General features: G+C 73.7%; 18 protein-coding genes. 12 read left to right on the top strand and 6 right to left on the bottom strand.

Annotation, left to right across the window (positions count from 1 at the left end):
- Positions 1-55 precede the first annotated feature (55 nt).
- Both OOK31_RS15335 and OOK31_RS15340 read left to right on the top strand, forming a co-directional pair.
- Positions 56-973: a MurR/RpiR family transcriptional regulator gene (locus OOK31_RS15335; RefSeq protein WP_267013071.1), complete on the top strand. Its 918-nt coding sequence runs from the start codon at positions 56-58 to the stop codon at positions 971-973.
- 329 nt (positions 974-1302) lie between these two features.
- Positions 1303-1692, top strand: coding sequence for a hypothetical protein (locus OOK31_RS15340; protein ID WP_267013072.1), 390 nt, complete (start codon positions 1303-1305; stop codon positions 1690-1692).
- 18 nt (positions 1693-1710) lie between these two features.
- Here the strand turns inward: OOK31_RS15340 and OOK31_RS15345 are convergent, their stop codons facing one another.
- Together OOK31_RS15345 and OOK31_RS15350 are read right to left on the bottom strand one after the other, a co-directional pair.
- The gene (locus OOK31_RS15345) at positions 1711-3300 is read right to left on the bottom strand and encodes a phospholipase D-like domain-containing protein (RefSeq protein ID WP_267013073.1); all 1590 of its coding nucleotides are present in this window, start codon (positions 3298-3300) and stop codon (positions 1711-1713) included.
- A gap of 186 nt (positions 3301-3486) precedes the next feature.
- Positions 3487-4104 carry an ABATE domain-containing protein gene (locus tag OOK31_RS15350; RefSeq protein WP_267013074.1) on the bottom strand — a complete coding sequence of 206 codons (618 nt, stop codon included), beginning with the start codon at positions 4102-4104 and terminating at the stop codon, positions 3487-3489.
- A gap of 100 nt (positions 4105-4204) precedes the next feature.
- Here OOK31_RS15350 and OOK31_RS15355 point away from each other — a divergent pair, with 100 nt between their 5' ends.
- Positions 4205-5203, top strand: coding sequence for a zinc-binding alcohol dehydrogenase family protein (locus tag OOK31_RS15355; protein ID WP_267013075.1), 999 nt, complete (start codon positions 4205-4207; stop codon positions 5201-5203).
- 71 nt (positions 5204-5274) lie between these two features.
- On the opposite strand, the gene OOK31_RS15360 is transcribed toward OOK31_RS15355, so the two are convergent.
- The gene (locus OOK31_RS15360; protein ID WP_267013076.1) at positions 5275-7497 is read right to left on the bottom strand and encodes a D-alanyl-D-alanine carboxypeptidase; all 2223 of its coding nucleotides are present in this window, start codon (positions 7495-7497) and stop codon (positions 5275-5277) included.
- A gap of 219 nt (positions 7498-7716) precedes the next feature.
- Between OOK31_RS15360 and OOK31_RS15365 the strand changes: the two genes are divergently transcribed.
- From OOK31_RS15365 to OOK31_RS15385, 5 genes are all read left to right on the top strand, one after another.
- The gene (locus OOK31_RS15365; RefSeq protein WP_267013077.1) at positions 7717-8139 is read left to right on the top strand and encodes a GntR family transcriptional regulator; all 423 of its coding nucleotides are present in this window, start codon (positions 7717-7719) and stop codon (positions 8137-8139) included.
- Positions 8136-9077, top strand: a complete 942-nt coding sequence (locus OOK31_RS15370; RefSeq protein WP_267013078.1) for an ABC transporter ATP-binding protein — start codon at positions 8136-8138, stop codon at positions 9075-9077. The genes OOK31_RS15365 and OOK31_RS15370 overlap by 4 nt, the downstream gene beginning before the upstream one ends.
- Complete coding sequence (locus OOK31_RS15375; RefSeq protein WP_267013079.1) at positions 9074-10027, top strand: transporter; 954 nt, start codon at positions 9074-9076, stop codon at positions 10025-10027. Before OOK31_RS15370 ends, OOK31_RS15375 begins: the two co-directional genes overlap by 4 nt.
- A 100-nt stretch (positions 10028-10127) precedes the next feature.
- Positions 10128-10904 (top strand): class I SAM-dependent methyltransferase, encoded by a 777-nt coding sequence (locus OOK31_RS15380; RefSeq protein ID WP_267013080.1) that lies wholly within the window; start codon positions 10128-10130, stop codon positions 10902-10904.
- Positions 10905-11131: 227 nt separating this feature from the next.
- Complete coding sequence (locus OOK31_RS15385; RefSeq protein ID WP_267013081.1) at positions 11132-14377, top strand: TIM-barrel domain-containing protein; 3246 nt, start codon at positions 11132-11134, stop codon at positions 14375-14377.
- Here the strand turns inward: OOK31_RS15385 and OOK31_RS15390 are convergent.
- From OOK31_RS15390 to OOK31_RS15400, 3 genes are read right to left on the bottom strand one after another with little or no spacing between them, the layout of a single operon-like run.
- A complete protein-coding gene (locus OOK31_RS15390) occupies positions 14367-15662 on the bottom strand; it encodes an MFS transporter (RefSeq protein ID WP_267088293.1) in 1296 nt (431 codons plus the stop codon). The genes OOK31_RS15385 and OOK31_RS15390 overlap by 11 nt on opposite strands.
- A gap of 38 nt (positions 15663-15700) precedes the next feature.
- Positions 15701-16294: a TetR/AcrR family transcriptional regulator gene (locus OOK31_RS15395; RefSeq protein WP_267013082.1), complete on the bottom strand. Its 594-nt coding sequence runs from the start codon at positions 16292-16294 to the stop codon at positions 15701-15703.
- Between the two features lie 35 nt (positions 16295-16329).
- On the bottom strand, positions 16330-16944 hold the full coding sequence (locus OOK31_RS15400) for a TetR/AcrR family transcriptional regulator (RefSeq protein WP_267013083.1): 615 nt from the start codon (positions 16942-16944) through the stop codon (positions 16330-16332).
- Positions 16945-17038: 94 nt separating this feature from the next.
- Here OOK31_RS15400 and OOK31_RS15405 point away from each other — a divergent pair, with 94 nt between their 5' ends.
- The 4 genes from OOK31_RS15405 to OOK31_RS15420 all read left to right on the top strand — a co-directional run bounded on the left by OOK31_RS15405 (position 17039) and on the right by OOK31_RS15420 (position 21986).
- On the top strand, positions 17039-17863 hold the full coding sequence (locus OOK31_RS15405) for an SDR family oxidoreductase (protein ID WP_267013084.1): 825 nt from the start codon (positions 17039-17041) through the stop codon (positions 17861-17863).
- Positions 17864-17922: 59 nt separating this feature from the next.
- Positions 17923-18789, top strand: coding sequence for a haloalkane dehalogenase (locus OOK31_RS15410; protein ID WP_267013085.1), 867 nt, complete (start codon positions 17923-17925; stop codon positions 18787-18789).
- A 90-nt stretch (positions 18790-18879) separates the two neighbouring features.
- The gene (locus OOK31_RS15415) at positions 18880-19806 is read left to right on the top strand and encodes an oxidoreductase (protein WP_267013086.1); all 927 of its coding nucleotides are present in this window, start codon (positions 18880-18882) and stop codon (positions 19804-19806) included.
- 101 nt (positions 19807-19907) lie between these two features.
- On the top strand, positions 19908-21986 hold the full coding sequence (locus tag OOK31_RS15420) for a prolyl oligopeptidase family protein (RefSeq protein ID WP_267013087.1): 2079 nt from the start codon (positions 19908-19910) through the stop codon (positions 21984-21986).
- Positions 21987-22024: the final 38 nt, after the last annotated feature.

Genomic DNA, 22024 nt, shown 5'->3' on the forward strand with positions numbered 1-22024 from the left:
ACCACGGAGAGTGGGCTATGTTGGAACACGAGTGACGTGAGAAGGAGGCCCTCCGGTGTCATCGGGGCAGCAGGCACGCGCGCAGGCGGCCGCGATCACGCCGACCGGGACCGCACCGGAGCAGGTCAGGCCGCCGGCCGACCGTCTCCTGGCGCTCTTCGACGGCCGCCGCCTCTCACCGGGCCAGCGGCGGATCGCCCAGTACCTGATCGATCACCTGACCGAGGCCGCCTTCCTCTCGATCACCGAGCTCGCCGAGCGGGTCGGCGTGAGCCAGCCCTCGGTGACCCGGTTCGCCGCCTCCCTCGGCTTCAGCGGCTACCCGGCCCTGCGCGACGTCCTCCAGCCCATCGCGCTCAGCGCGGTCGCCGGCACCCCGGACAGCAGGGAGCAGATCCGCCACAACGAGCTCCAGGCCGCCGTCGACGCCGAGATCGAGAACCTGGAGAACGTCCGCCGGCTCCTCGCCGACACCAACCAGGTCCTGGCCATCGGCCGCAGCCTGGCCCACTCGGTCCCGCTGACCGTGCTGGGCCTGCGCATCTCGGTCTCCCTCGCCGAGTACTTCGCGTACGCGGCCCGCCGCATCCACCCCGACGTCCGGCTGGTGACCCGGGGCGGCAGCGTGGCCTACGACGCCCTCCTGCAGTCGCGGGCGGCGGGCGGGGAGTGGGTGCTGGCCTTCGCCATGCCGCGGCACGCCAAGGAGACCCTGGCGGCCCTGCGGGCGGCCCGCAGCACCGGCCTGCGCGTCGTGCTGATCACGGACCCCACCGTCGGCCCGATGGTCGACGAGGCCGAGGTGGTCCTGATGGCCGGCACCGGATCGCGGCTGGTCTTCGACTCCTACGCGGCCCCGGGCATGCTCTCGGCGGCCCTGCTCCAGGCGATGGCCGACGCCGACCCCGAGCGGACCCAGGCCCGGCTCGAACAGTACGAGCAGGTCGCCGACCAGCACGGATTCTTCCTCTAGCGGCCGCTTTCCACCCGTTTCGGCAAGGGGATGTTCACGGCCCGGAGGTGCATGAAATTTTTCATACCCTTGCGTACTCGACGGTATATATGTTTACTGACGGCGGCGCTCGGATCCGTCGGAATGCCAGGAAGGGCGCTCCCCACGTCCTCCCAGAACAGACACACCAGTACGCCGATCCTCCTCACGGCGGGACCGGGTGTCGCGTCAGGCTTTCGGATCCCCGTAGCAGCGCTCCTGGCGGCCTCGGTCAACCCCTGGGCCGAGGCCGCCCCCCTCACGCAAGCAGTCTCTCGATCAGAGTTCGACACCCCTCGGAAGTGACGAGAATGCCCCAGACGGCCACCCTCACGCGCAGCCCGGACTGGCCCCTCCAGGTCAAGGCCCCCGGCACGCACGACTGGGAACGCACCGCGACCCGCTGGCTGCGCGAGCTCCTCCCGGCCCGCTACGGCAGCTATCTGACGCTGACCCGTCACCACGCCCTCCTCGCCCGGCATGTGCAGCTCCAGCTCCAGCACGAGATGCGCGCCGTACGCGTGGCCCTGCACACCAGCCGGGCCGACCTGCCGCCGCTGGGCGTCGCCGAGTCCGTCATCGAGAACACCATCAGGATGTACGCCATCGAGCTGGAGCAGCTCGGCCGCCTCTCCCGGGGAGCCCGCCTGGTCTCCGAGGCGCTCGCCCTGGCCACCCCGCCGGGCCAGCGCAGGCGCTGACCCGGCCGGGCCGGGCCGTCAGGCCTGGCAGAGGCCGCGCGTCCAGTCGTACGTCGCGGTCGCCTGCGAGTACTTCCACTGCGGGGCCAGCAGGCCGCCGGCCAGCTGGCGCGCGGCGTCCGGGCTCTCGACGACGTAGCCGAAGTCCTGGAGCCAGGACGGGTACAGGTTCTTCGAGCCGATGTAGAAGGCCGAGTCGTCCACCGAGACCAGCTTGTGGTGCTGGGCGTACGGCTTGCCGTCCGCCCACGTCGCCTTGTCGGAGGCGCGGAAGGTCGCCAGCTGGAGCCCCTGGCACATCGCCGCCTTCGAGCGGCCCTCGTCACCGGTCAGGGCGGTGAGGCGGCCGCGCAGTACGTCGCTCACCTCCGACAGCGACTTGATCTGGGAGTAGCCGTCGCTGCCGACCGCGCCGCGGTTGGCCGGGTCGCTGACGACGATGCGGACCTTCACGCCGGCCGCGAGCTTCGCGGCGAGCGTGTCGTAGAGCCGGATGTCGTAGCGGGGGAGCGGCGGGCAGGTGGCGTTCATGTCCTGCTGGGAGATCTCGATGTGCGAGGTCGCGCTCGCCACCAGCGCGCGCAGGGCGCTCTCCTCCGGGTTGACGGTGTCGTAGTCCCGGTCGGCGTTGGTGTTGTCGTGGACGCCGACGACGCACTTGGTGTCGGGCGCGGTGGGCAGCACGGGCCGGAACGCAGAGGAGGGGTCGCTCTGCCGGATGCCGACGCCGAGGCCGCCGACCGCCAGTGCGGGGACGTCGCCGCCCGCCGGGGCGGCGGGCCGGGGCAGGGTGGGCAGGCAGCCGGCGCCGTTGGAGGAGGCGAACCAGACGCTGGTCCAGCTGCTCTTGTTGCGGCAGGTCCAGTCCCACAGCGTGTCGAGGTAGCGGCCGGCGGAGCCCGCCGCCGGGCCGGACAGCGCGAGGTCGACGTCGTTGACCGGGTGGGCGGTGTCGAGGTAGTCGTCCTTCCAGCTGTTGATGCCGCCGGTGATCACCGAACTGCCGTCCACCACCACGAGCTTGGAGTGGTTCCAGGAGAAGGCGGTCTTCGAGGTCGTCATCGAGGCCACGTTGAGGGTGACGTTCGCGGCGGCCGGGCCCAGCTTGGCGACCAGCTCGTCGCGGTAGGAGGACGGGACCACGTTGGCGTGGTAGATCGGCGCGGCGCCGACCATGATGCGGACCTGGAGCCGGTTGCCCTTCTGCACGGCTTCCTTCAGCCCGGCCACGATCGCGTCCTGGAAACCGCCGTTGGGGAAGGGCGCGAGGGTGGATATGTCCACGGTCTGCCGAGCCTGGGCGATGTCCTCGCGCGTCTTGTCCAGCAGCCGGCGCGAGCCGGGCCGGTCGGTGCAGGCGGGGTCGCCCCAGCAACCGGGCGTCTGCAGCAGCCAGTCGGCGCCGCCGGGGGTGGAAGCGCCGAGGCGGTTGCCGGCGGTGCGCTCCCAGACCGAGCCCTCCAGCCCCGGGGACACCTGACGCAGGGCCTGCTCGACGGAGTCGAGGTGCGGGGTGGGCGAGTCGGCGAACGCCGGGACGGCGGCGGCCGGGAGGGAGGCGAGGGAGAGCGCGAAAGCGAGGGCCGCCGTGCGGACGGTGCGTGCCAATGTGGTTCCTTGGATGGGGGTGGCTCGGGCCGGGCGCACCGCGAACCGGGCCCGGCCTTGATCAACTCGCGCAAGTTACCAGCCCGTAGCCCTGTGTTCACCCACGGCCACCCGGATCCGGCCATCCTTGCCGCTCCCCTGACGCGATCCCTGGGGCCTGGGGCCTGGGGCCTGGGGCCAGCCCGGTCAGCCGCGCGTGCGGGAGCGGTACCCGGCGATCTTCGCGCGGTTGCCGCACCGGTCCATCGAGCACCAACGGCGCCGCCGCGCCTGGGAGTCGTCGAGGAACAGCAGCGAACACTCGGGGTTCTCGCACTCCTTGACCCGCCCCACCAGCGGGCCGCCCGCCAGCAGGACCGCGTCCCGGGCCACGGTGGACAGGGCCGCCGCCGTCGAACCGCCGGACCAGGTCACGGCGGAGGGCGCCGGTCCCAGCTGGGGGGCGAGGTCGGGCCGGGCCGCCGCCGCGTTGACCCGTAGCAGGTCCTCGGGCTCCGGTCCGCGTCCCTCGCGCGCCGCCGACAGGAGTGCGTAGAGGGACTCCCGCAGGGCGCGGGCGGAGGCCAGCTGTCCGGCGGTGACGCGCGGCGCGCCGGACGGTCCGCCCCCGTCCGGCTCCCCGCCCGTCACCAGGCCCGCCTCGGCGAACCAGCGGCCGAGGTCGGCGGGAGTGGCCAGGCGCTCGACGGGAGAGGTGTGCCGCTTGCCGAGCGTGGCGGCGAAGTTCAGGCACAGCCGCCCGCCGATGAAGGGGAACGCCATCAGGGGATCGGGGTGCGGTGCGGGCCGGCCGGCGGGAGTCATCCTCCGAGCCTACCGCTTGACACCGGTTCAGCGGGTGTCGCAAGGTGACACCTGTTCAACCGGTTCAACCGGTGTCGACTGGATGAGGGGCGGACGGATCGTGCGAGCGGTACGCATCGAAGCTTTCGGAGGACCCGAGGTCCTGGTCCCGGTGGAACTGCCGGACCCGCAGGCAGGCCCCGGCGAAGTACTCGTACGGGTCGCGGCGGCCGGCGTGAACCGCGCCGACGCCCTCACCCGCTCCGGCTCCTACCACCGCGCCGGACGCCCCCCGCTGCTCCCCGGCCTCGAGGCCTCCGGGACGGTGCTGGCCGTCGGTCCCGGAGTGAGCGGGATCCGCCCCGGGCAGCGGGTCGTGGCGATCGGCGCGGCGAACGAGCCCGGCTTCTACGCCGAACTCGCCGCCGTTCCCGCCGCACGGGTGGCCGTACTGCCCGACGGGGTCGACCTCACGCACGCCGCCGCACTGCCGGTGGCCTGGCTCACGGCCCGGTACACGCTGCGGACCCTGGCACGGCTCGCCAAGGACGAGACCGTCGTGGTGCACGCCGCCGCCAGCGGGGTGGGCAGCGCGGCCGTCCAGATCGCGGCCGCCGCCGGCGCGCGGGTCGTCGCTGTTACGAGCTCGCGGCACAAGGCCGCCTGGGTGACGGAACTGGGCGCCGACGCCGTCGTGGACACCTCCGAGCACCCCGGCGAGGGCTGGGTGGAGGAGGTCCGGCGGCTGACCGGCGGACACGGCCCCGAAGTGGTCCTGGACGCGGTGGGCGGCGCCGTCTTCGCACAGAGCCTGCGCGCCGTCGGGTACGCCGGACGGGTGGTCGCCCTGGCCAACGTGGCACTGGAGCCCAGCCTCGTGGACACGCGCGACTTCTACCCGAAGAACGCCTCCGTCCAGGGATTCCAGCTCACGAACCTCATGGAGCACGGCTACGACCCGCGCCCCGACCTGCGCGCGATCGCCGAAGGCGTGGCGGCCGGCACCTACCGGATCCCCGTCGAGACCGTCCTGCCGCTGGAGCGGGCCGCCGAGGCCCACGAAGGCCTGGAGCGGCGCGGCCACCTCGGCAAGACCGTGCTCCGCGTCGCCCGCGCCTGAAGCCCCGCCGGGCGCCTGACACCGCCGCCGGCCAGGCCGGAGCCCTTCGCTCCGGCCGGGCCGCCGGCACCTTACGAGCCGCGCGTCACCCTGGCCACGAACGACGGCTCCTTCAGGGGCTTGCCCACCGCGACCGGCACGCTCTGCCCACCGGCCGCGGTGCCGACGGTCAGGACGCCGACCTGGGTACCCGCCTTCGCCTCGTGCGGCACCGGGTCCCCCTTCGCACCCGGGCGCGCGCCGACGGAGAACCGCAGCTTCTGGCCCGGTACGCCGATCACCGAGAGGTCCCTCGTCGCCACGAGCGGGGTCCGCCCGCCCAGTCCGTCGGAGACGTGACCGACGACCTGCCCCTTGCGGACCACCAGGGTCGATCCGAGCGCCGTCCGGACGGCCTCGAGGACCTTGCGGCTGTTCTCCTTCACCAGCTTCAGGCTGTTCGCGCCGTCCGGGTCCGGGCCGTCCACGTGCTGGTCCATCATCGTGCCGAGGACCAGCTGGGTGTCCTCGCCGATCGTCTTGTACGCGGCCCACATCAGGGTGCCGCCGGCGGGGGTGCTGGAGCCGGTCTTGATGCCCTTGAAGCTCAGGCCGGGAGCGAGGAGCAGGTCGTTGTTGTTGATGATGGGCCCGGGCAGCCCCTCGATGGTGGCGCTCGGGAGGGCGACGACCGCACGGAACGCCTCCTCCCGCATCACCGCCTCCGCGAGCTTGAGCTGGTCGGCGGCGGTGCTGACGGTGCCGGCGTCCAGACCGCTCGGGTCCGTGTACGTGGTGTCGTCCATCCCGAGTTCCTTCGCGGCGGCGTTCATCTTCGCGACGAAGGCGGCCTCGGAATCGGTGCCGGTGTCCCAACGGGCCAGCAGGCGGGAGATGTTGTTCGCCGAGGGGATCATCATCATCTTCAGCATGTCCAGCTGGCTGAACGTGGCGCCCTCGGTGAGACTCTCGATGCGGGACTCGTGCTCCGAGGCGCCGTCCGCCACGGCCTTGGCATCGATCGTGATGCGCGGGCCCGGCTCGTTCTTGAGCAGCGGGTGGTCCCTGAGGATGACGTACGCCGTCATCACCTTGGCCACGCTCGCGGTCGGCATGGGCTTCTGCTCCCCGAAGGTGCCGATGTCGCCGGAACCCGGGATGCGGACGGCGGCCTGACCCTTGGCCGGCCAGGGGATCGGGGTCGCGCCGTCCAGGGTGTACGTGTCCTGTGCGCCCACCAGCTGCGGATCGGGGAGGGGCCGCAGCAACTGGACACCGGCGACGGCGCCGGCGAGCAGCAGCACGATCGGCGTCCACACCTTGACGCGGCGCGTGAGGGTGCGGCGCGGGGTCTCCGGCGGGGGAGCGGTGTTGGTCAGCTCGGCCAGCAGCTCCAGCGGGGGCAACGGCGACTCCCGCGTCGCCTCGACCACCGGGGGCTCCGGGGCCGGGGCCGGGGCCGGTTCCGCGGTGGGCCGCCCGAGGTCCTTGAGCGCGCGGAACGTACTGGTCCGCTCGGCGTCCCGCTCCTCGGCCTCGGCCTCCGGCACGTCGGCCTCGGCCGGCCCCTCCCCGCTCTCGGACCCGGTTGCGTCGGCCTCGTCCGGGTCCTGCTCCGGCGCGGCGGCGTCGGCGTCGTCCTCCTCCGGTGCGGCGGAGCTCGCCTGGGCCTCGGCCGGGGCTTCCTTGTCCTCGGCTTCGGGTGCGTCGGCGTCGTCCGGGGCCTGTTCCGGTGCGGCGGTGTGTGCCCGGGGCTCGGCCGGGGCCTCGTCGTCCTCCGCCTCCGGCGCCTCGGCGGCGGCGTCCTGATCCCGTGCGGAGGGACCCGTCCCGGTCTCGGCCGGGGTCGGTTCGTCCTCCTGGGCGGGAGTGGTGGTCTCGTCGTCCGCTGAGGCGGCGGCGTCCTCCCCGTCCCGCGTGGCGGCGGTGTCCTCGCGGGAGGGGGCCGGTTCGGCCGGGCGGGGTTCGTCGTCCTGGCCGGGGGCGGGGGGTTCGGGGTCGTCCGTGGGCGGCTCGGTCCCGTCCTCCACGGCATCGGCGGAGGGCCGCTCGTCGTCCGGGGCGTCCCCGACGGGCTCCGCCTCCGTCACCGAAGGCTCGTCCGGGGCCCCGTCCCGCGCCGCGGGTGCTCCGGTCTCACCCTCGACCTCAGCTTCACCCCCGGCCGGAACGGCCCCGCCGATCCCGTCCCCGCCGTCGGACTCCGCGGCCGACCCCGGCTCCCCGTCCCCGACCCCGGTCCCGCCGTCCGCGCGGGCGGGCTCCTCCGGGTCACGCCCCGTCAGTTCCCCGCCCGACACCGATTCCGCCTTCATCCCGCGCCCCACCTTGCTACTCGCTCCGGCCCCGCCGGTTCTCGCCTGGTCCATCGGCAGGGTCCGTCGTGCGGCCCGCCGTTCACCTAGATGCCGGGTACGCCCCGCGCGTTCCCCCCGGCCGGTGCTGTGACGGTTCGGTCATACTCCGCCGGTTTGACGTGCCCGCACACACTCTGCACTATTCCACTAACGTGTTAGTGGAATGAGGTGGAGGGCATGGAGTTCCGAATCGACCGACGCAGCGGCGTCGCCACCTATCTGCAGCTCGTCACCCAGGTGAAACAGGCGCTGCGGCTCGGCGTACTCGAACCGGGCGACCGGCTGCCGACGGCCCGCGAGGTGGTCGCGGCCACCGCCATCAACCCGAACACCGTCCTCAAGGCGTACCGGGAACTGGAGCGCGAGGGCCTCGTCGAACCGCGTCCCGGCGCGGGCACCTTCGTACGGCGCTCGCTCTCCCACCCCCAGACCGCGGCCGACTCGCCGCTGCGCCTGGACCTCGCCGCCTGGATGGAACGGGCCCGCGAAGCCGGCCTGGGCCGGGAGGACATCACGGCGCTCATCGCGGCCGCCGTGGACGAAAGCTTCAGCACCACATCCGGGCCCGGACCCGGACAGCCCAGAGAGGAAACGGCGTGAGCGATCCGACCCACGCTCCAGCCCTGAAGGCGACGCGGCTCGGACGGCAGTTCGCCGGCCGCCACGCCCTGCGCGGCTTCGACGTCGAACTGCCCGCCGGACGCGTCACCGCGCTCGTCGGCCCCAACGGCGCGGGAAAGAGCACCCTGCTCCACCTCGCGTCCGGGCTCCTGCACCCCACCAGCGGTGCGATACGCGTCTTCGACGAGGTACCCGGCACCGCGCGGGCCCGCCTGCGCACCGCTTTCCTGGCGCAGGAGAAGCCGCTGCACGCCCGCTTCACCGTCGCCGACACCCTGCGCTACGGCCGCGAGCTCAACCCGGGCCGCTGGGACCAGGCCGCCGCCGAACGCCTCGTACGCGCCGGGGACATCCCCTTCCACGCGCGGGTCGGTTCGCTCTCCGGCGGCAGCCGGACCCGGGTCGCCCTGGCCCTCGTCCTCGGCAAGCGCGCCGACCTGCTGCTCCTCGACGAGCCGCTGGCCGACCTCGACCCCCTGGCCCGGCACGAGGTGACCGCCCTGCTGATGGCGGAGGCGGCCGAGCGGGGCACCAGCATCGTGATGTCCTCGCACGTCGTCGCCGAACTGGAGGACGTCTGCGACCACGTACTGCTGCTCCAGGGCGGCACGGCCCGGCTGGCCGGCGACATCCAGGACCTCTGCGACGGGCACACCCTGATCACCGGCCGCGCCGATCCGATGGAGAGCGACGGCCTGCCCCGCGGCTTCGACCGTAGCGCCGTCGTGCACGCCGCCGTCGGCGGCCGACAGGTCACCGCCCTCGTCCGCCATCCCGCGGGCGCCCCGCCCCTCCCGGGCGCCGACGCGCGCTGGATCACCGAAACCCCCTCCCTGGAAACCCTCTTGCTCGCACATCTGCGCGCCGACCGCGCCGCCGCCACCCGCCCCGCCGCCGGGACGGAGGCCGCCGCGTGAAGGGAGTCCTGTGGCTGGCCTGGCGCCAGCAGCGCCTGATGATCCTGACCGGAGCCGCCCTGCTGCTCGCCGTGACGGGCGTGGTGGTGTGGCGGCGTTCCGAGATGATGTCGCTGATCGACGCGGCGGGCTGGGTTCCGTGCCCCGGCTGGAACGGCGGCTGCGAGAGCGTCGCCACCGCCGACATCATGTACCCCAACTCCTCGGGCATCCGCGTGCTCGGCGCCCTCGGCCTGGTGCTGCCCGCGCTCATCGGTGTGTTCTGGGGCGCCCCGCTCATCGGCCGCGAGCTGGAGACCGGCACCTTCAAGCTGGCCCGGACCCAGGGCGTGGGCCTGCGGGCCTGGTTCGCCGCCCGCTTCGGCCTCGCCGCCCTGTTCACCCTGCTCGCATCCGTCCTGGTCGCGGGCCTCGTCGCCTGGTGGTGGGCGCCCATCGCCAACACCCTCGACGGCCCCTACTGGCACGATGCCGCCATCTACAACGCCACCGGCCCCGCCTCCGTGGCCTGCGCCTTCTTCGCCCTCACCGGCGGCGCCCTCGCGGGCCTGCTGGTGCGCCGGGTCCTGCCGGCGATGGCGGTCACCCTCGCCGGCATCGGCACGGCCCTGGTGTTCGTGAGGTACTTCCGCAGCAGCTGGATCGATCCGCAGACCAGGATCACCCCCGGCATGACGCCCAAGCAGCAGGTCGGCAGCGCCTGGTCCACGGGGGAGTTCGGCTACCTGACGCCCGACGGGCGCGAGCACTCCATCCGGAACGTCTGCCAGTACTCCGGTGAGGAACTGCGGCAGTGCATGGCCGAGCACGGCTTCGTCGCCCGCTACCACAAGGTCTACCCCAGCAGCGATTTCTGGACGTTCCAGTGGATCGACTCGGCCCTCTACACGGGCGGCGCCGTCCTCCTCCTCGCGGTCACCCTGCTCGTCCTGCGCCGCCGCACCGTCTGACCGGGGCGAGCGGTCCGACCCCCGCGCGCCCCCCGCACCACCGCACCACCGCACCGAATCCGAACCCCGTACCTCCCGTCCGGATCCCAGGGGGACCCTCATGGCAACGAAGAAGAACCTCACCGCCGACCGGGCCAGCGTCGGCCACAAGGTCCGCTACGCGCTGAGCAATCCGACCCGTATCGCCCCGTACGTACGCCGGGCCGCCCGCGACAGCTGGCTGCGCCTGAAGCACCCCGACCACGTGGACTACTACCGCGCCGTCATGGCCTCCGACGCCAGCCGCAACCCGGAGGCCGCCGTCGGCAGCCAGACCCACGACCGGTGGCTGGCGCTCGGCAAGATGCAGTTCGACTACCTGACGGAGCACGGCCTGACCCCCGCCCACCGGATGCTCGACATCGGCTGCGGCAACCTGCGCGCGGGCTGGCGCTTCATCGACCACCTCGACACGGGCCACTACTACGGCATAGACATCTCGCCGGACATCCTCATAGCCGCCAAGCAGACCCTGGCCGGGCGCGGACTCCAGGCCAAACTGCCGCACCTGACGATCACCCAGGACCTGACCCTGGACTTCCTGCCCGACCACCACTTCGACGTGGTGCACGCGCACAGCGTGTTCTCCCACTCGCCCATCGGGATCATCGACGAGTGCCTCGCCCACGTGGGGCGGATCCTCGCGCCCGGCGGCTGGTTCGACTTCACCTTCGACCGCACCGAGGGCGCCGAACACCAGGTCCTGCGCGAGGACTTCTACTACCGCACGCAGACCCTCGTCGCCCTCGCGGCCAAGCACGGCCTGAAGGCCCGCTTCATGGAGGACTGGGAGCGGCTCGGCCACGGCCAGTCCAAGATCCGCGTCACCGCCGGCTGACGGCGGGCTCCGACGCCCCGGCGCCCCGCCGGTCCGCCCGGGAAGCCGCCGCACGGGCTTCCCGGGCGGAGCCGTGGCGTGGCGGCGTAGCGGGATTTCTGCTCAGAACTGCTCGGTACAGGACGACTTCGAGCAAGTTCCTTCACCCGCGGCCCCGAGGTCGCTATCTTGCCGGGTGCATGCCAACGCGGTGTGTCCGCGATACGGACCGCACGAGGAGCTGCCCGATGAGACCGATCACGCGGCGCGACGTCCGCCACCGGTACGACCCCCCACACATCCGCAGAACTCCCGCCCCGCGCCGCGGCCGCCTGCGCGCCCGCGTCGCCGCCCTGACCGCCGCCGCCCTCGCGGCCGCCGGCCTCGCCGCCGCCGGACCGGCCACCGCCCGGGCGGACGCCGCCCCCGCCGCCCCTGCCACCACCGCCGGCTCGGCCACCGGCGTCACCCAGTCCGGCGCCACCTTCACCGTCAGCACCACCACCGGGGCCAAGGCCCGCGTGGTCGTCGCGCGCGCCGACATCTTCCGGCTCTGGCTCTCGCCCGACGGCTCCTTCACCGACGACCCGGCCGGCGCCGACCTCGCCCCCACCACCGATTTCGGTTCCGTGAACACCGGTTGGGCCGACGCGGGCACCTACTACCGGATCACCACCGGATCCCTGTCCATCCGGGTGAACAAGAGCCCGCTGCAGTTCTCCGTCTACCGCGCCGACAACTCCACCCTCGTCTGGCAGGAATCGCAGCCCACCTCCTGGACCGGCGGCCAGACCACCCAGTACCTCACGCGCGGAGCCGACGAGCAGTTCTACGGAACCGGCCTGCGCCTCGGTGAATGGGCGCTGCGCGGCAAGACCGTCCCGGTGGCCGTCGACAACAAGTGGCGCGAGAACGACAACGCCAGCCCGGCGCCCTTCTACATGTCCACCAACGACTACGGCGTCATGCGCAACACCTGGGCCCCCGGCTCGTACGGCTTCAACGCCCCCACCACCCTCACCCACAACGAGAAGCGCTTCGACGCCTGGTACTTCACCGGGGACTCCCTCAAGTCCGTCCTCGACGCGTACACCGACGTCAGCGGCAAACCCTTCATGGCACCCCTGTGGGGCTTCGAACTCGGCAACGCCGACTGCTTCAACGCCTCCAACCCCGCCTACCAGGGCGACCACGACCGCCTCCGCCACCAGACCACCCCCGACGTCGTCGGCTACGCCGCGGACGCCCGCGCCGCCGACATGCCCTCGGGGTGGTTCCTGCCCAACGACGGCTACGGCTGCGGCTACACCGCACCCCTGAAGTCCACCGTCGACGCGCTGAAGGCCAAGGGCTTCCAGACGGGCCTGTGGACCTCCACCGGCCTCGGCTCCATCGCCGACGAGGTGGGGACGGCCGGCACCCGGGGCGTCAAGACCGACGTCGCCTGGATCGGCGGAGGCTACAAGTACGCCTTCGACGGCGTCCGCCAGGCCGTCGAAGGCATCGAGAAGAACTCCGACGCCCGCCGCTACGTGTGGACCGTCGACGGCTGGGCCGGCACCCAGCGCAACGCCGTCGTCTGGACCGGCGACACCTACGGCACCTGGGACGACATGCGCTGGCACGTCCCCGCCATCACCGGCGCGGGTCTGTCCGCACTCAACTACGCCTCCGGAGACGTCGACGGGATCTTCGGCGGCAGCCCCAGGACCTACACCCGCGACCTCCAGTGGAAGGCCTTCACCCCCGCCTTCATGACCATGTCCGGCTGGGGCGCCACGGGCCCGTCGGCCGGCTACCAGGACAAGCAGCCCTGGCGGTTCGCCGAACCGTACCTGTCGGTCAACCGCAAGTACCTCCAGCTCAAGATGAGGCTGATGCCCTACCTGTACACGATGAGCCGCACCGCCCACGAGAGCGGCGTCCCCAGCACCCGCGCCCTCGTCCTGGAGTACCCCGACGACCCGGTGGCCCGCGGGAACCAGACCAGCGGCCAGTTCATGGCCGGGGACTCCTTCCTCGTCGCCCCGGTCGTCTCGGACACCTCCGTACGGGACGGCATCTACCTGCCCGCCGGGACCTGGACCGACTACTGGAGCGGGAAGACGTACGCCGGTCCGGGCTGGCTGAACAACTACCAGGCACCCCTGGACACCCTCCCGCTCTTCGTCAAGGGCGGCGCCATCGTCCCCATGTGGCCGCAGATGAACTGGACGGGCGAGAAGCCCCTGTCCACCCTCACCTACGACATCCACCCGCGCGGGAACTCCACCTTCAGCCTCTACGAGGACGACGGCCGCACCCGCGCCCACGAGAGCGGCGCCTACGCCCGCCAGCGCGTGGACGTCACCGCCCCCACCGCGGGCTCCGGCACGGTCACCGTCTCCGTCGGCGCCCCCACCGGCAGTTACGCCGGACAACAGGCCGCACGCGGCTACGAGTTCTCCCTCCACGTGGCCTCCGCCCCCACCACCCTGACCACCGACGGCGCGGCCCTGCCCCGCCTCACCACCAAGGCCGCCTACGACACCGCCACCACCGGGTGGTTCTTCGACCCCGCCGACCGGGCCGGGATCCTGTGGGTCAAGACCGGCGTCAAGGGCGGGGCCTTCACCCTCACCGCCGACGGTACGGCCGTCCCGCCCGCCGGCCCGGTCCCCACCGGCTCCGCGCCGATCTCCCAGGCCGCCTGGAACCTGGTCTCCGCCGACAGCCAGGAGACCGCCGCCGAGAACGGCGCCGCCGGCAACGCCTTCGACGGGAACCCGGCCACCCTGTGGCACACCGCCTGGTCCACCGGCACCCCCGCCGCGCTCCCGCACGAGATCGTCGTCGACCTCGGCGCCCGCTACACCGTCGACGGCCTCGGCTACCTCCCCCGCCAGGACGGCGGGGCCAACGGCCGCATCGGCGCCTACGAGGCCTACGTGTCCGACACCACCACCGACTGGGGCGCCCCCGCCGCCACCGGCACCCTCCCCGACACCCCGGCCGCGAAATCCGTCACCCTCGCCCCCAGAACCGGCCGCTACCTGAAACTGCGCGCCCTGACCGAAGCCGGCGGCCGCGGCCCCTGGACCAGCGCCGCCGAACTCACCCTCACCGGCCGCCCCGCACCCCTCCCCGCCGACGCCACCCTCGTCGGCGCCGCCTCCGGGCGCTGCCTGGACCTCCCGCACAGCGCCACCGTCCCCGGCACCCAGCCCACCCTCTACACCTGCCACGGAGGCCCGAACCAGCGCTGGACCCTGCGGGGCGACGGCCGCCTCACCGGCCTCGGCGGGGTCTGCCTCGACGCCGCCGACCCGGCCAAGGTCACCGTCCAGGCCTGCACCGGCGGCTCCGGCCAGACCTGGCAGCCCGGCCCGGACGGCAGTCTCCGTACGCTCGGCCAGTGCCTCACCCCGGCCGGCAACGGCACCGCCGACGGCACCCGGCTCACCCGCGCCGCCTGCGCCTCCACCCCGGCCCAGCGCTGGACCTTCACCCCCTGAGACCTGCCGGGCCGGACACCTCCCCCACGGGTGTCCGGCCCGGCAGCAGCCAGGCCGCGGCCAGCCCCACGGCCGCCAGCGCGGCCAGGGCGGCGAAGGTCCGGGGAGCGGCCCCCGCCGCCCCCGCGCCCGCCGCGACCGCGATGCCCAGCGACGGGCCCACGTTCATGGCCGTCTGCTTGAGCCCGCCCACCACCCCCGCGTAACCGGCCGGGGCGTCACCCACCACCGTCCCGGTGGCGGTGACCATCACCGCCGCGAACCCGGCGCCCAGCACCCCGAACGCCACCGGGCCGCCCGACTCCAGCCCGCAGATCCCCGCCACCACCAGCCCCGTCCCGGTGAGCGCCGTCGCCCGCGCCCCGAACCGGCGCAGCGCGGCGCCGGCCACCGGCGCCCCCGCCACCATCAGGGCGGTCAGCGGCAGCACCCGGACCCCGGTGGCGAGCGCACCGAGGCCCCGTACGTCCTGGAGCAGGAACGTGGCGGTGAACAGCGCTCCGAACATCCCGGCGGACACCGTCAGCAGCAGCCCCAGCGACGCCGCGACCGGCACCGACCGCGCCACCGCCGCCGGCACCAGCGGCCGCCGGCCGCGCCGCTCACCGTGCAGGAACAGCGCCCCCAGCCCGGCGGCCGCCCCGAGCCCCACCAGCGTCGGTGCACCGGCCCACCCGTCGGCCGGCACCCCGGCCAGCGCGTACACCAGCGCGGCGAGCGCCGCCGCCAGCAATGCCGGACCGCCGGCCCCCAGCCGCCCGGACTCCGACGGCCCGGGCGCGGGCACCCGTAGGGCCAGGACCAGGGCGGCGATCACCAGGGCGACCGGCACGTTCACCACGAACACCGCCCGCCAGCCGGCCTGCGCCACCAGCAGCCCGCCCAGCAGCGGTCCCGCCGCCGCGGCCACCCCGATCGCGCCGGTCCGCACCGCGATCGCCCTGCCCAGCCGTTCGGGCGGACAGCCCACCCGCAGCAGCGCGAGCGTCGCGGGCTGCAGCAGCGCCCCGAACAGCCCCTGGACGGCGCGCAGCGCGATCACCCAGCCGACCCCGGGGGCGAGGGCGATGCCCGCCGAGGCGGCGGCGAAGCCGAGCACCCCGGTCAGCATCAGCCGCCCGTGCCCGTACCGGTCGCCGAGCCGCCCGGCGAGCACCAGGAAGGCGGCGACGGCGAGCAGGTAGGCGGTGCTCGTCCACTGCACCTCGGCCACGCTCGCCCCGAGTTCGCGCCGCAGATCGGGCTGCACCACGATCAGCACGGTTCCGTCGAGGGCGACGAGCATCGCTCCGCCGACGCTGACCAGCAGCGAGAGCCGGTGCCTCACGGCGCCTCCGGCCCGAGATGCGCGTCCAGGGCCGCGCCGACCAGCCGGTCGACCAGGTCCCCGGCGTCGGAGCCCAGCACGAGGGGCAGACTGCCCCAGGCCCACAGCTGCGCCACCCCGTGCAGGTTCGCCCACAGGGCGGCCGCCGTGAGCTCCGGCTCGGCGGCGTCGCACCAGGCGACCAGCTCCACCAGCAGCCCGAACAGCGGCAGCGTGGACTCCCGCAGCCGGGGCCCGCCGGCGCCGCCCTCCACCGGGCTCGCCAGCAGGTCGTGGCGGAACATCAGCTCGAACATCGCCCGGTGCTCCAGCGCGTAGCCGACGTACGCCGACGCGAGCGCCCGCACCCGCTCCCGCGGCGCGGCCGCCCCGGCTCCCGCCCGCGCGAAGCGGGCGCCCATCTCGGCGAACCCGCGCCGGGCGATGGCCGACAGCAGGGCCTGGTGGGTGGGGAAGTACCGCCGGGGCGCCCCGTGGGAGACCCCGGCCCGGCGGGCGATCTCCCGCAGGCCCAGGGCCCCGGTCCCCTCGGTCTTGACGAGTTCGACACCGACATCGATCAGCCGCTCGCGCAGCGGGCTCTCTTCCATGAAGACACTGTCTACCAGAAGGGGGTAGACAGTGTCTACGAGCCTTCGGGCGCGCCCGGCTCCAGAGCGTCGAGCCAGCTCAGCAGGCGGGCCCCCTCCCGGGTCATGACCTCCGGGTCGCGCAGGGCGTTGGCGAGCAGCGACATCCCCTGGTAGGCGCCGACGAGCGTCAGCGCGAGCCCCTCGGGGTCGGCCGCGCCCATCTCGCGGAACTGCAGCTCCACCCAGTCCAGGAGCCGGCGGATCACCCGGCCCGCCGCGAGGTCGAGCCCGCCGTCGTCGCGTTTGCCGAGTTCGGCGGCGAGGGTGCCCGTGGGGCAGCCGTGCCGGACGGCGCTGTCGCGCTGGCCGACCCATGCCTCGACCAGCGCCTTGAGGCGTTCGCGCGGTCCTGGGAGCAGGCCGAGCCGGGCGGTGAGGGCCTCGAGGTGGGTGACGTGCTCGGAGAGGGCGGCCTCGACCAGCTCGTCCTTGGTCTTGAAGTAGTAGTAGACGTTGCCGACCGGCACCTCGGCGACGCGGGCGATGTCGGCGAGGGTCGTGCGCTCCACGCCCTGCTCGTACAGGACCAGGGAGGCGGCCGCCGTCAGCCGCTGACGCTTGCCGGGTGCCTTCGCCGCGGCCTTCCCGGAATCTTTTGAGTTAGTCACCCGACTAACTATAGACAGCGGGGGGTCCGGCCGTGCTAACTTCCTTCCCGACGGACCAAGTCAGTCAACTAACTAACTTCTTGGGGAGATCGACATGATCGTGGTGACGGGTGCGACCGGGAACGTCGGACAGGCGCTGGTACGGACGCTCACGCAGGACGGGCTGAAGGTGACGGCGGTGGCCCGCCGGATCACCGCCGCCGACGTACCCGAGGGGGTGCGGGCGGTCGCCGCCGACCTGGCCGACCCGGCCGGCCTGCGGACCGCCTTCGACGGAGCGCGGGCGCTGTTCCTGCTGGTGGCGGGGGAGGACCCGGACGGCATCCTCAAGGAGGCCGCGTCGGCCGGCATCCGCAAGGTCGTCCTGCTCTCCTCGCAGGGCGCGGGCACCCGGCCGCAGGCCTACCGGCACCCGGCCCGCTTCGAGGAGGCCCTGCGCGGATCCGGACTCGCCTGGACGGTGCTGCGCTCCGGCGGGATGGACACCAACGCCTTCGCCTGGGCCGAGTCGATCCGCACCCGGCGGGAGGCCGGGGCGCCGTTCGCCGACGTCGCCCTGCCCTTCGTCGACCCGGACGACGTCGCGGCGGTCGCCGCCCGCGCCCTGACGGACGACGACACCCACACCGGCGCCACCTACACCCTGACCGGCCCCGCCCCGACCACCCCGCGCGAGCGGGCGGCGGCGATCGCCGCCGCACTGGGCGAACCGGTCCGCTTCACCGAGCAGACCCGCGAACAGGCCCACGCCCTGATGGCCCGCTTCATGCCGCTGCCCGTCGTCGAGGGCACCCTCGCCCTCCTCGGCGCACCGACCCCCGACGAGCAGCGGGTCAGCCCCGACGTCGCACACGTCCTGGGCCGGGAGCCCGGCACCTTCGCCGCCTGGGCCGCCCGCAACGCCCCCGCCTTCCGCTGACCACGACGACGCCCCCGATCAGCCCCTCCGACTCCGACGAACGAACGAAGGACCTGACCATGCCCGTCCAGCACCTCCTCGGCTCGACCATCCACCACCGGGAGTCCGGTACCGGCGCCCCGATCGTCTTCCTCCACGGCAACCCGACCTCCTCCCACCTGTGGCGGGACGTCATACCGGCCGTCGGCCCCGGCCGGCTGCTCGCCCCCGACCTCATCGGCATGGGCGAGTCCGGCAAACCCGACATCGACTACACCTTCGACGACCACGCCCGCCACCTCGACGCCTGGTTCGACGCACTCGGCCTCCAGGACGTCGTCCTCGTCGGCCACGACTGGGGCGGCGCCCTGGCCTTCGACTGGGCCGCGCGCCACCCGGACCGGGTCCGCGGCATCGCCTTCACCGAGACCATCGTCAAGCCGATGGCCTGGGAGGAGTTCCCGGAGGCCGGACGCGCGCTGTTCGAGGCGATCAAGACCGAAGGAGTCGGCGAGGCCATGATCCTCGACGGCAACGCCTTCATCGAGGAAGCCCTGCCCGGCACCGTCGCCACCGGGCTCGCCGACGGCGACCACGACGTCTACCGCAAGCCCTACCCGACCCGGGACAGCCGCCTCCCGCTCCTGCGTTGGGCCCGCTCGATGCCGCTGGGCGGCGAACCCGCCGAGGTCGTCGCCCGGATCGAGGCGTACGACCGGTGGCTGGCGGCCAGTGCGGACGTCCCCAAGCTGCTGCTCACCTTCGAGCCCGGACCGGGCGCGATGATGCACGAGGGGATCATCGCCTGGTGCGAGCGGAACATCGCCGGCCTGGAGACCGTGCACTCCGACGCCGTGGCCGGACACCACACACCCGAGGACCAGCCCCTGCTGATCGCCGCCGCCCTCGCGGCCTGGGCGGACCGGCACGGCCTGCGGCTCCCGTAGGACGGAGGCGGTCGGCGGGTGGCGGGTGGCGGGTGGCGAGGGGGACGGTAAGCAGTGGCGGGGCGGCCCGACCTGGGAGATCATCCCCGGATGACACCGCACAAGATCACCGCAGCCGCGTCGGGCACCTGGAAGCTCGGCGACCTGGAGGTCAACCGCATCGGCTTCGGCGCGATGCGCCTCCCGCAGAGCGGCCACGCCCTCATCGCGGACGCCGCCTCCAGCGACCGGGGCCGAGCCATAGCCGTCCTGCGGCGCGCCGTCGAGCTCGGCGTGAACCACATCGACACCGCCGCCTTCTACTTCTCCCCGCTGCGCTCCGCCAACGAGCTGATCAACAGCGCGCTCGGCGGCCCCTACCCCGACGACCTGGTCATCGCCACCAAGGTCGGCCCGGGCCGGGACCCCTCGGGCGAATGGAACGCCCACGCCAGGACCCCCGAGGGGCTGCGCGGGCAGGTCGAGGAGAACCTGCGCCAGCTCGGCCGCGACCACCTCGACCTGGTCAACCTGCGCGTCCTCGGCACCGACTCCGTCGCCGAACGCTTCGGCGCCCTGGCCGAACTCCGCGAGGCCGGACTCATCCGCCACCTCGGGGTCTCCAACGTCACCCCCGAACAGCTCGCCGAGGCCCGGGAGATCGCCCCCGTGGTCTGCGTGCAGAACCCGTACGGCATCGGCATGCGCCCCGACCAGGACGAGTTCGTCCGCTCCTGCGGGGAGCAGGGCATCGCCTTCGTGCCCTTCTACTCGATCGCCGCCGCCGGGCGGGAGACCGGCGCGAGCCCCGCCGAGAGCGAGGAACTCCTCTCCGTCGCCCGGGCGCACGGGGCGAGCCCCGCCCAGGTCCGGCTGGCCTGGGTCCTGCACCGCGGACCGCACGTCCTGGCCATCCCCGGCACCGGGAACCCGGACCACCTCGAAGCCAACGTCGCCGCGGGCGCGCTGAGCCTCTCCGACGAGGACCTGGCCGTCCTGGACGCCGTCCACCACGGCCCGGACGCCGTCCGGCCGTGAACCCGTAGGCCGTCTCGCCCGGCGGGGTGGGGCGCGCCGCCCGCCGCCGGGCCGCACCCCGGTCGTCCCGGTGGCGCCCCGGCGTCCGGCACAATCGGCGGATGAACGCAGAAGCACCCGCCGCCTCCGGCCCGCACACCGCCCCCGACCCCTACCTCTGGCTGGAGGACGTGGCGGGTGAGGCCGCCCTGGACTGGGTCCGCGAGCGCAACGCCGAGACCGTGGCCGCGCTGACCGGAGCCCCCGGCTTCAAGACGCTGGAGCGCGAGGTCCGCGAGGTGCTGGACGACGACGCGCGGATCCCGTACGTCGTCCGCCGGGGCCGCCACCTCTACAACTTCTGGCAGGACGCCGACCGCCTGCGCGGCATCTGGCGGCGTACGACCCTGGAGGAGTACCGCACCGAACGGTCCGTCTGGGAGACCGTCCTGGACCTGGACGCGCTCGCCGAGGCCGAGGACGAGAAGTGGGCCTGGGCGGGCAGCAGCGTCCTGGCCCCCGCCCACCGCCACGCCCTCGTCATGCTGTCGCGCGACGGGGCGGACGCCTGCGTGGTGCGCGAGTTCGACCTCGAAACCCTGGAGTTCGTCGAGGGCGGCTTCCACGTCGACGAGGCCAAGACCCGCGCCGGCTGGATCGACCGCGACCACCTGTGGATCGGCACCGACTTCGGCCCCGGCTCCCTCTCGCCCTCCGGCTACCCCCTCCAGGTCCGCCGCTGGCGCCGGGGCACCCCCCTCGACCAGGCCGAAAAGGTCTACGAGGGCCGGCCCGCCGACCTCTCGGCCTGCGGCTGGCGCGACCACACGCGCGGCTTCGAACGGGACTTCGTCAGCCGGCAGATCGACTTCTGGAACCAGGAGCTGTTCCTCCTCCCCGACGCGCCCGAGGCACCAGATGCCCCCGCCGCCCCGCCGCTGAAGATCGACGTTCCGGACGACGCGGTCGCCTCCGTCCACCGGGAGTGGCTGATCGTCGCCCCCCGCTCCCCGTGGCTCGGGCACCCCGCCGGCAGCCTCCTCGCCTTCGACTTCGATGCCTTCCGGGCCGGTACGCGCACACCGCACGCGCTGTTCACCCCCGACGCGCACACCGCGCTCGCCGGCTACAGCTGGACCCGCAACCACCTCGTGGTGACCACCCGCGCCGACGTCTCCTCCCGCATGGAGCTTCTCACCCCCGGCCCCGACGGCTGGAGCCGCGCTCCCCTCGCCGGCGTCCCCCCGCTGTCCACGGCGTCGGTCGTCGACACCGACCCCGACGAGAGCGACGAGTACCTCCTCGAACTGACCGGCTTCCTCCAGCCCTCCACCCTCCTGCGGGGCACGGCGGGCACGGCCGACGGCGGCGAGAGCCTCAAGCAGGCCCCCGCCCTGTTCGACACGGCCGGAATGAGCGTCGCCCAGTACTTCGCGGTCTCCGACGACGGCACGAAGGTCCCCTACTTCGTGATCGGCCCCGAGGACCGCCCCGGCCCCGGCCCCACCCTGCTCTACGGGTACGGCGGCTTCGAGGTCTCCATGGTTCCGCAGTACAGCGCGGTCACCGGCCGCGCCTGGCTCGCGCGCGGCGGTACGTACGTCCTCGCCGGCATCCGGGGCGGGCACGAGTACGGGCCCGCCTGGCACCGGGCCGCCCTCGGCGCCGACCGGGTCCGGGCCTTCGAGGACTTCGCCGCCGTCGCCCGCGACCTCACCGCGCGCGGCATCACCACCCCCGCCCAGCTGGGCATCGAGGGCGGCAGCAACGGCGGCCTCCTGATGGGCGCCGTGCTCACCCGCGACCCCGCCCTGTTCGGCGCGGTCGTCGCCCACGTACCGCTGCTGGACATGCTCCGCTTCCACGAGCTCCTCGCCGGGGCCAGCTGGACCGCCGAGTACGGCAACCCCGACGACCCCGCCGACCGGCCCCACCTGGAGCGGATCTCCCCGTACCACCAGGTGCGGACCGACGGCCCCCCGTACCCGCCGGTCCTCCTGCTGACCTCCACCCGCGACGACCGGGTCCACCCCGGCCACGCCCGCAAGATGGCCGCCCGGCTGCGCGAGCACGGCCACCCCGTCCTCTTCCACGAGCACCTCGGCGGCGGCCACGCCGGCGCCACCGACCACCGGCAGACCGCTTTCAACGAGGCACTCGTGCACACTTTCCTGTGGGAGCGCCTGACCCCGCAGAGGTGAGGACCGGCGCGCTGCCCGCTCCACCGCGCCGGGGCTGG

The organism is Streptomyces sp. NBC_00249 (assembly GCF_026342355.1).
Classification (GTDB): domain Bacteria; phylum Actinomycetota; class Actinomycetes; order Streptomycetales; family Streptomycetaceae; genus Streptomyces.

Bases quoted from the DNA above. Each gene is read 5' to 3' on its own strand.
- OOK31_RS15340 (WP_267013072.1), top strand. From the start codon at position 1,303: ATGCCCCAGACGGCCACCCTCACGCGCAGCCCGGACTGGCCCCTCCAG.
- OOK31_RS15350 (WP_267013074.1), bottom strand. From the start codon at position 4,104: ATGACTCCCGCCGGCCGGCCCGCACCGCACCCCGATCCCCTGATGGCG.
- OOK31_RS15360 (WP_267013076.1), bottom strand. From the start codon at position 7,497: ATGAAGGCGGAATCGGTGTCGGGCGGGGAACTGACGGGGCGTGACCCG.
- OOK31_RS15365 (WP_267013077.1), top strand. From the start codon at position 7,717: ATGGAGTTCCGAATCGACCGACGCAGCGGCGTCGCCACCTATCTGCAG.
- OOK31_RS15380 (WP_267013080.1), top strand. From the start codon at position 10,128: ATGGCAACGAAGAAGAACCTCACCGCCGACCGGGCCAGCGTCGGCCAC.
- OOK31_RS15385 (WP_267013081.1), top strand. From the start codon at position 11,132: ATGAGACCGATCACGCGGCGCGACGTCCGCCACCGGTACGACCCCCCA.
- OOK31_RS15390 (WP_267088293.1), bottom strand. From the start codon at position 15,662: ATGCTCGTCGCCCTCGACGGAACCGTGCTGATCGTGGTGCAGCCCGAT.
- OOK31_RS15395 (WP_267013082.1), bottom strand. From the start codon at position 16,294: ATGGAAGAGAGCCCGCTGCGCGAGCGGCTGATCGATGTCGGTGTCGAA.
- OOK31_RS15405 (WP_267013084.1), top strand. From the start codon at position 17,039: ATGATCGTGGTGACGGGTGCGACCGGGAACGTCGGACAGGCGCTGGTA.
- OOK31_RS15410 (WP_267013085.1), top strand. From the start codon at position 17,923: ATGCCCGTCCAGCACCTCCTCGGCTCGACCATCCACCACCGGGAGTCC.
- OOK31_RS15415 (WP_267013086.1), top strand. From the start codon at position 18,880: ATGACACCGCACAAGATCACCGCAGCCGCGTCGGGCACCTGGAAGCTC.
- OOK31_RS15420 (WP_267013087.1), top strand. From the start codon at position 19,908: ATGAACGCAGAAGCACCCGCCGCCTCCGGCCCGCACACCGCCCCCGAC.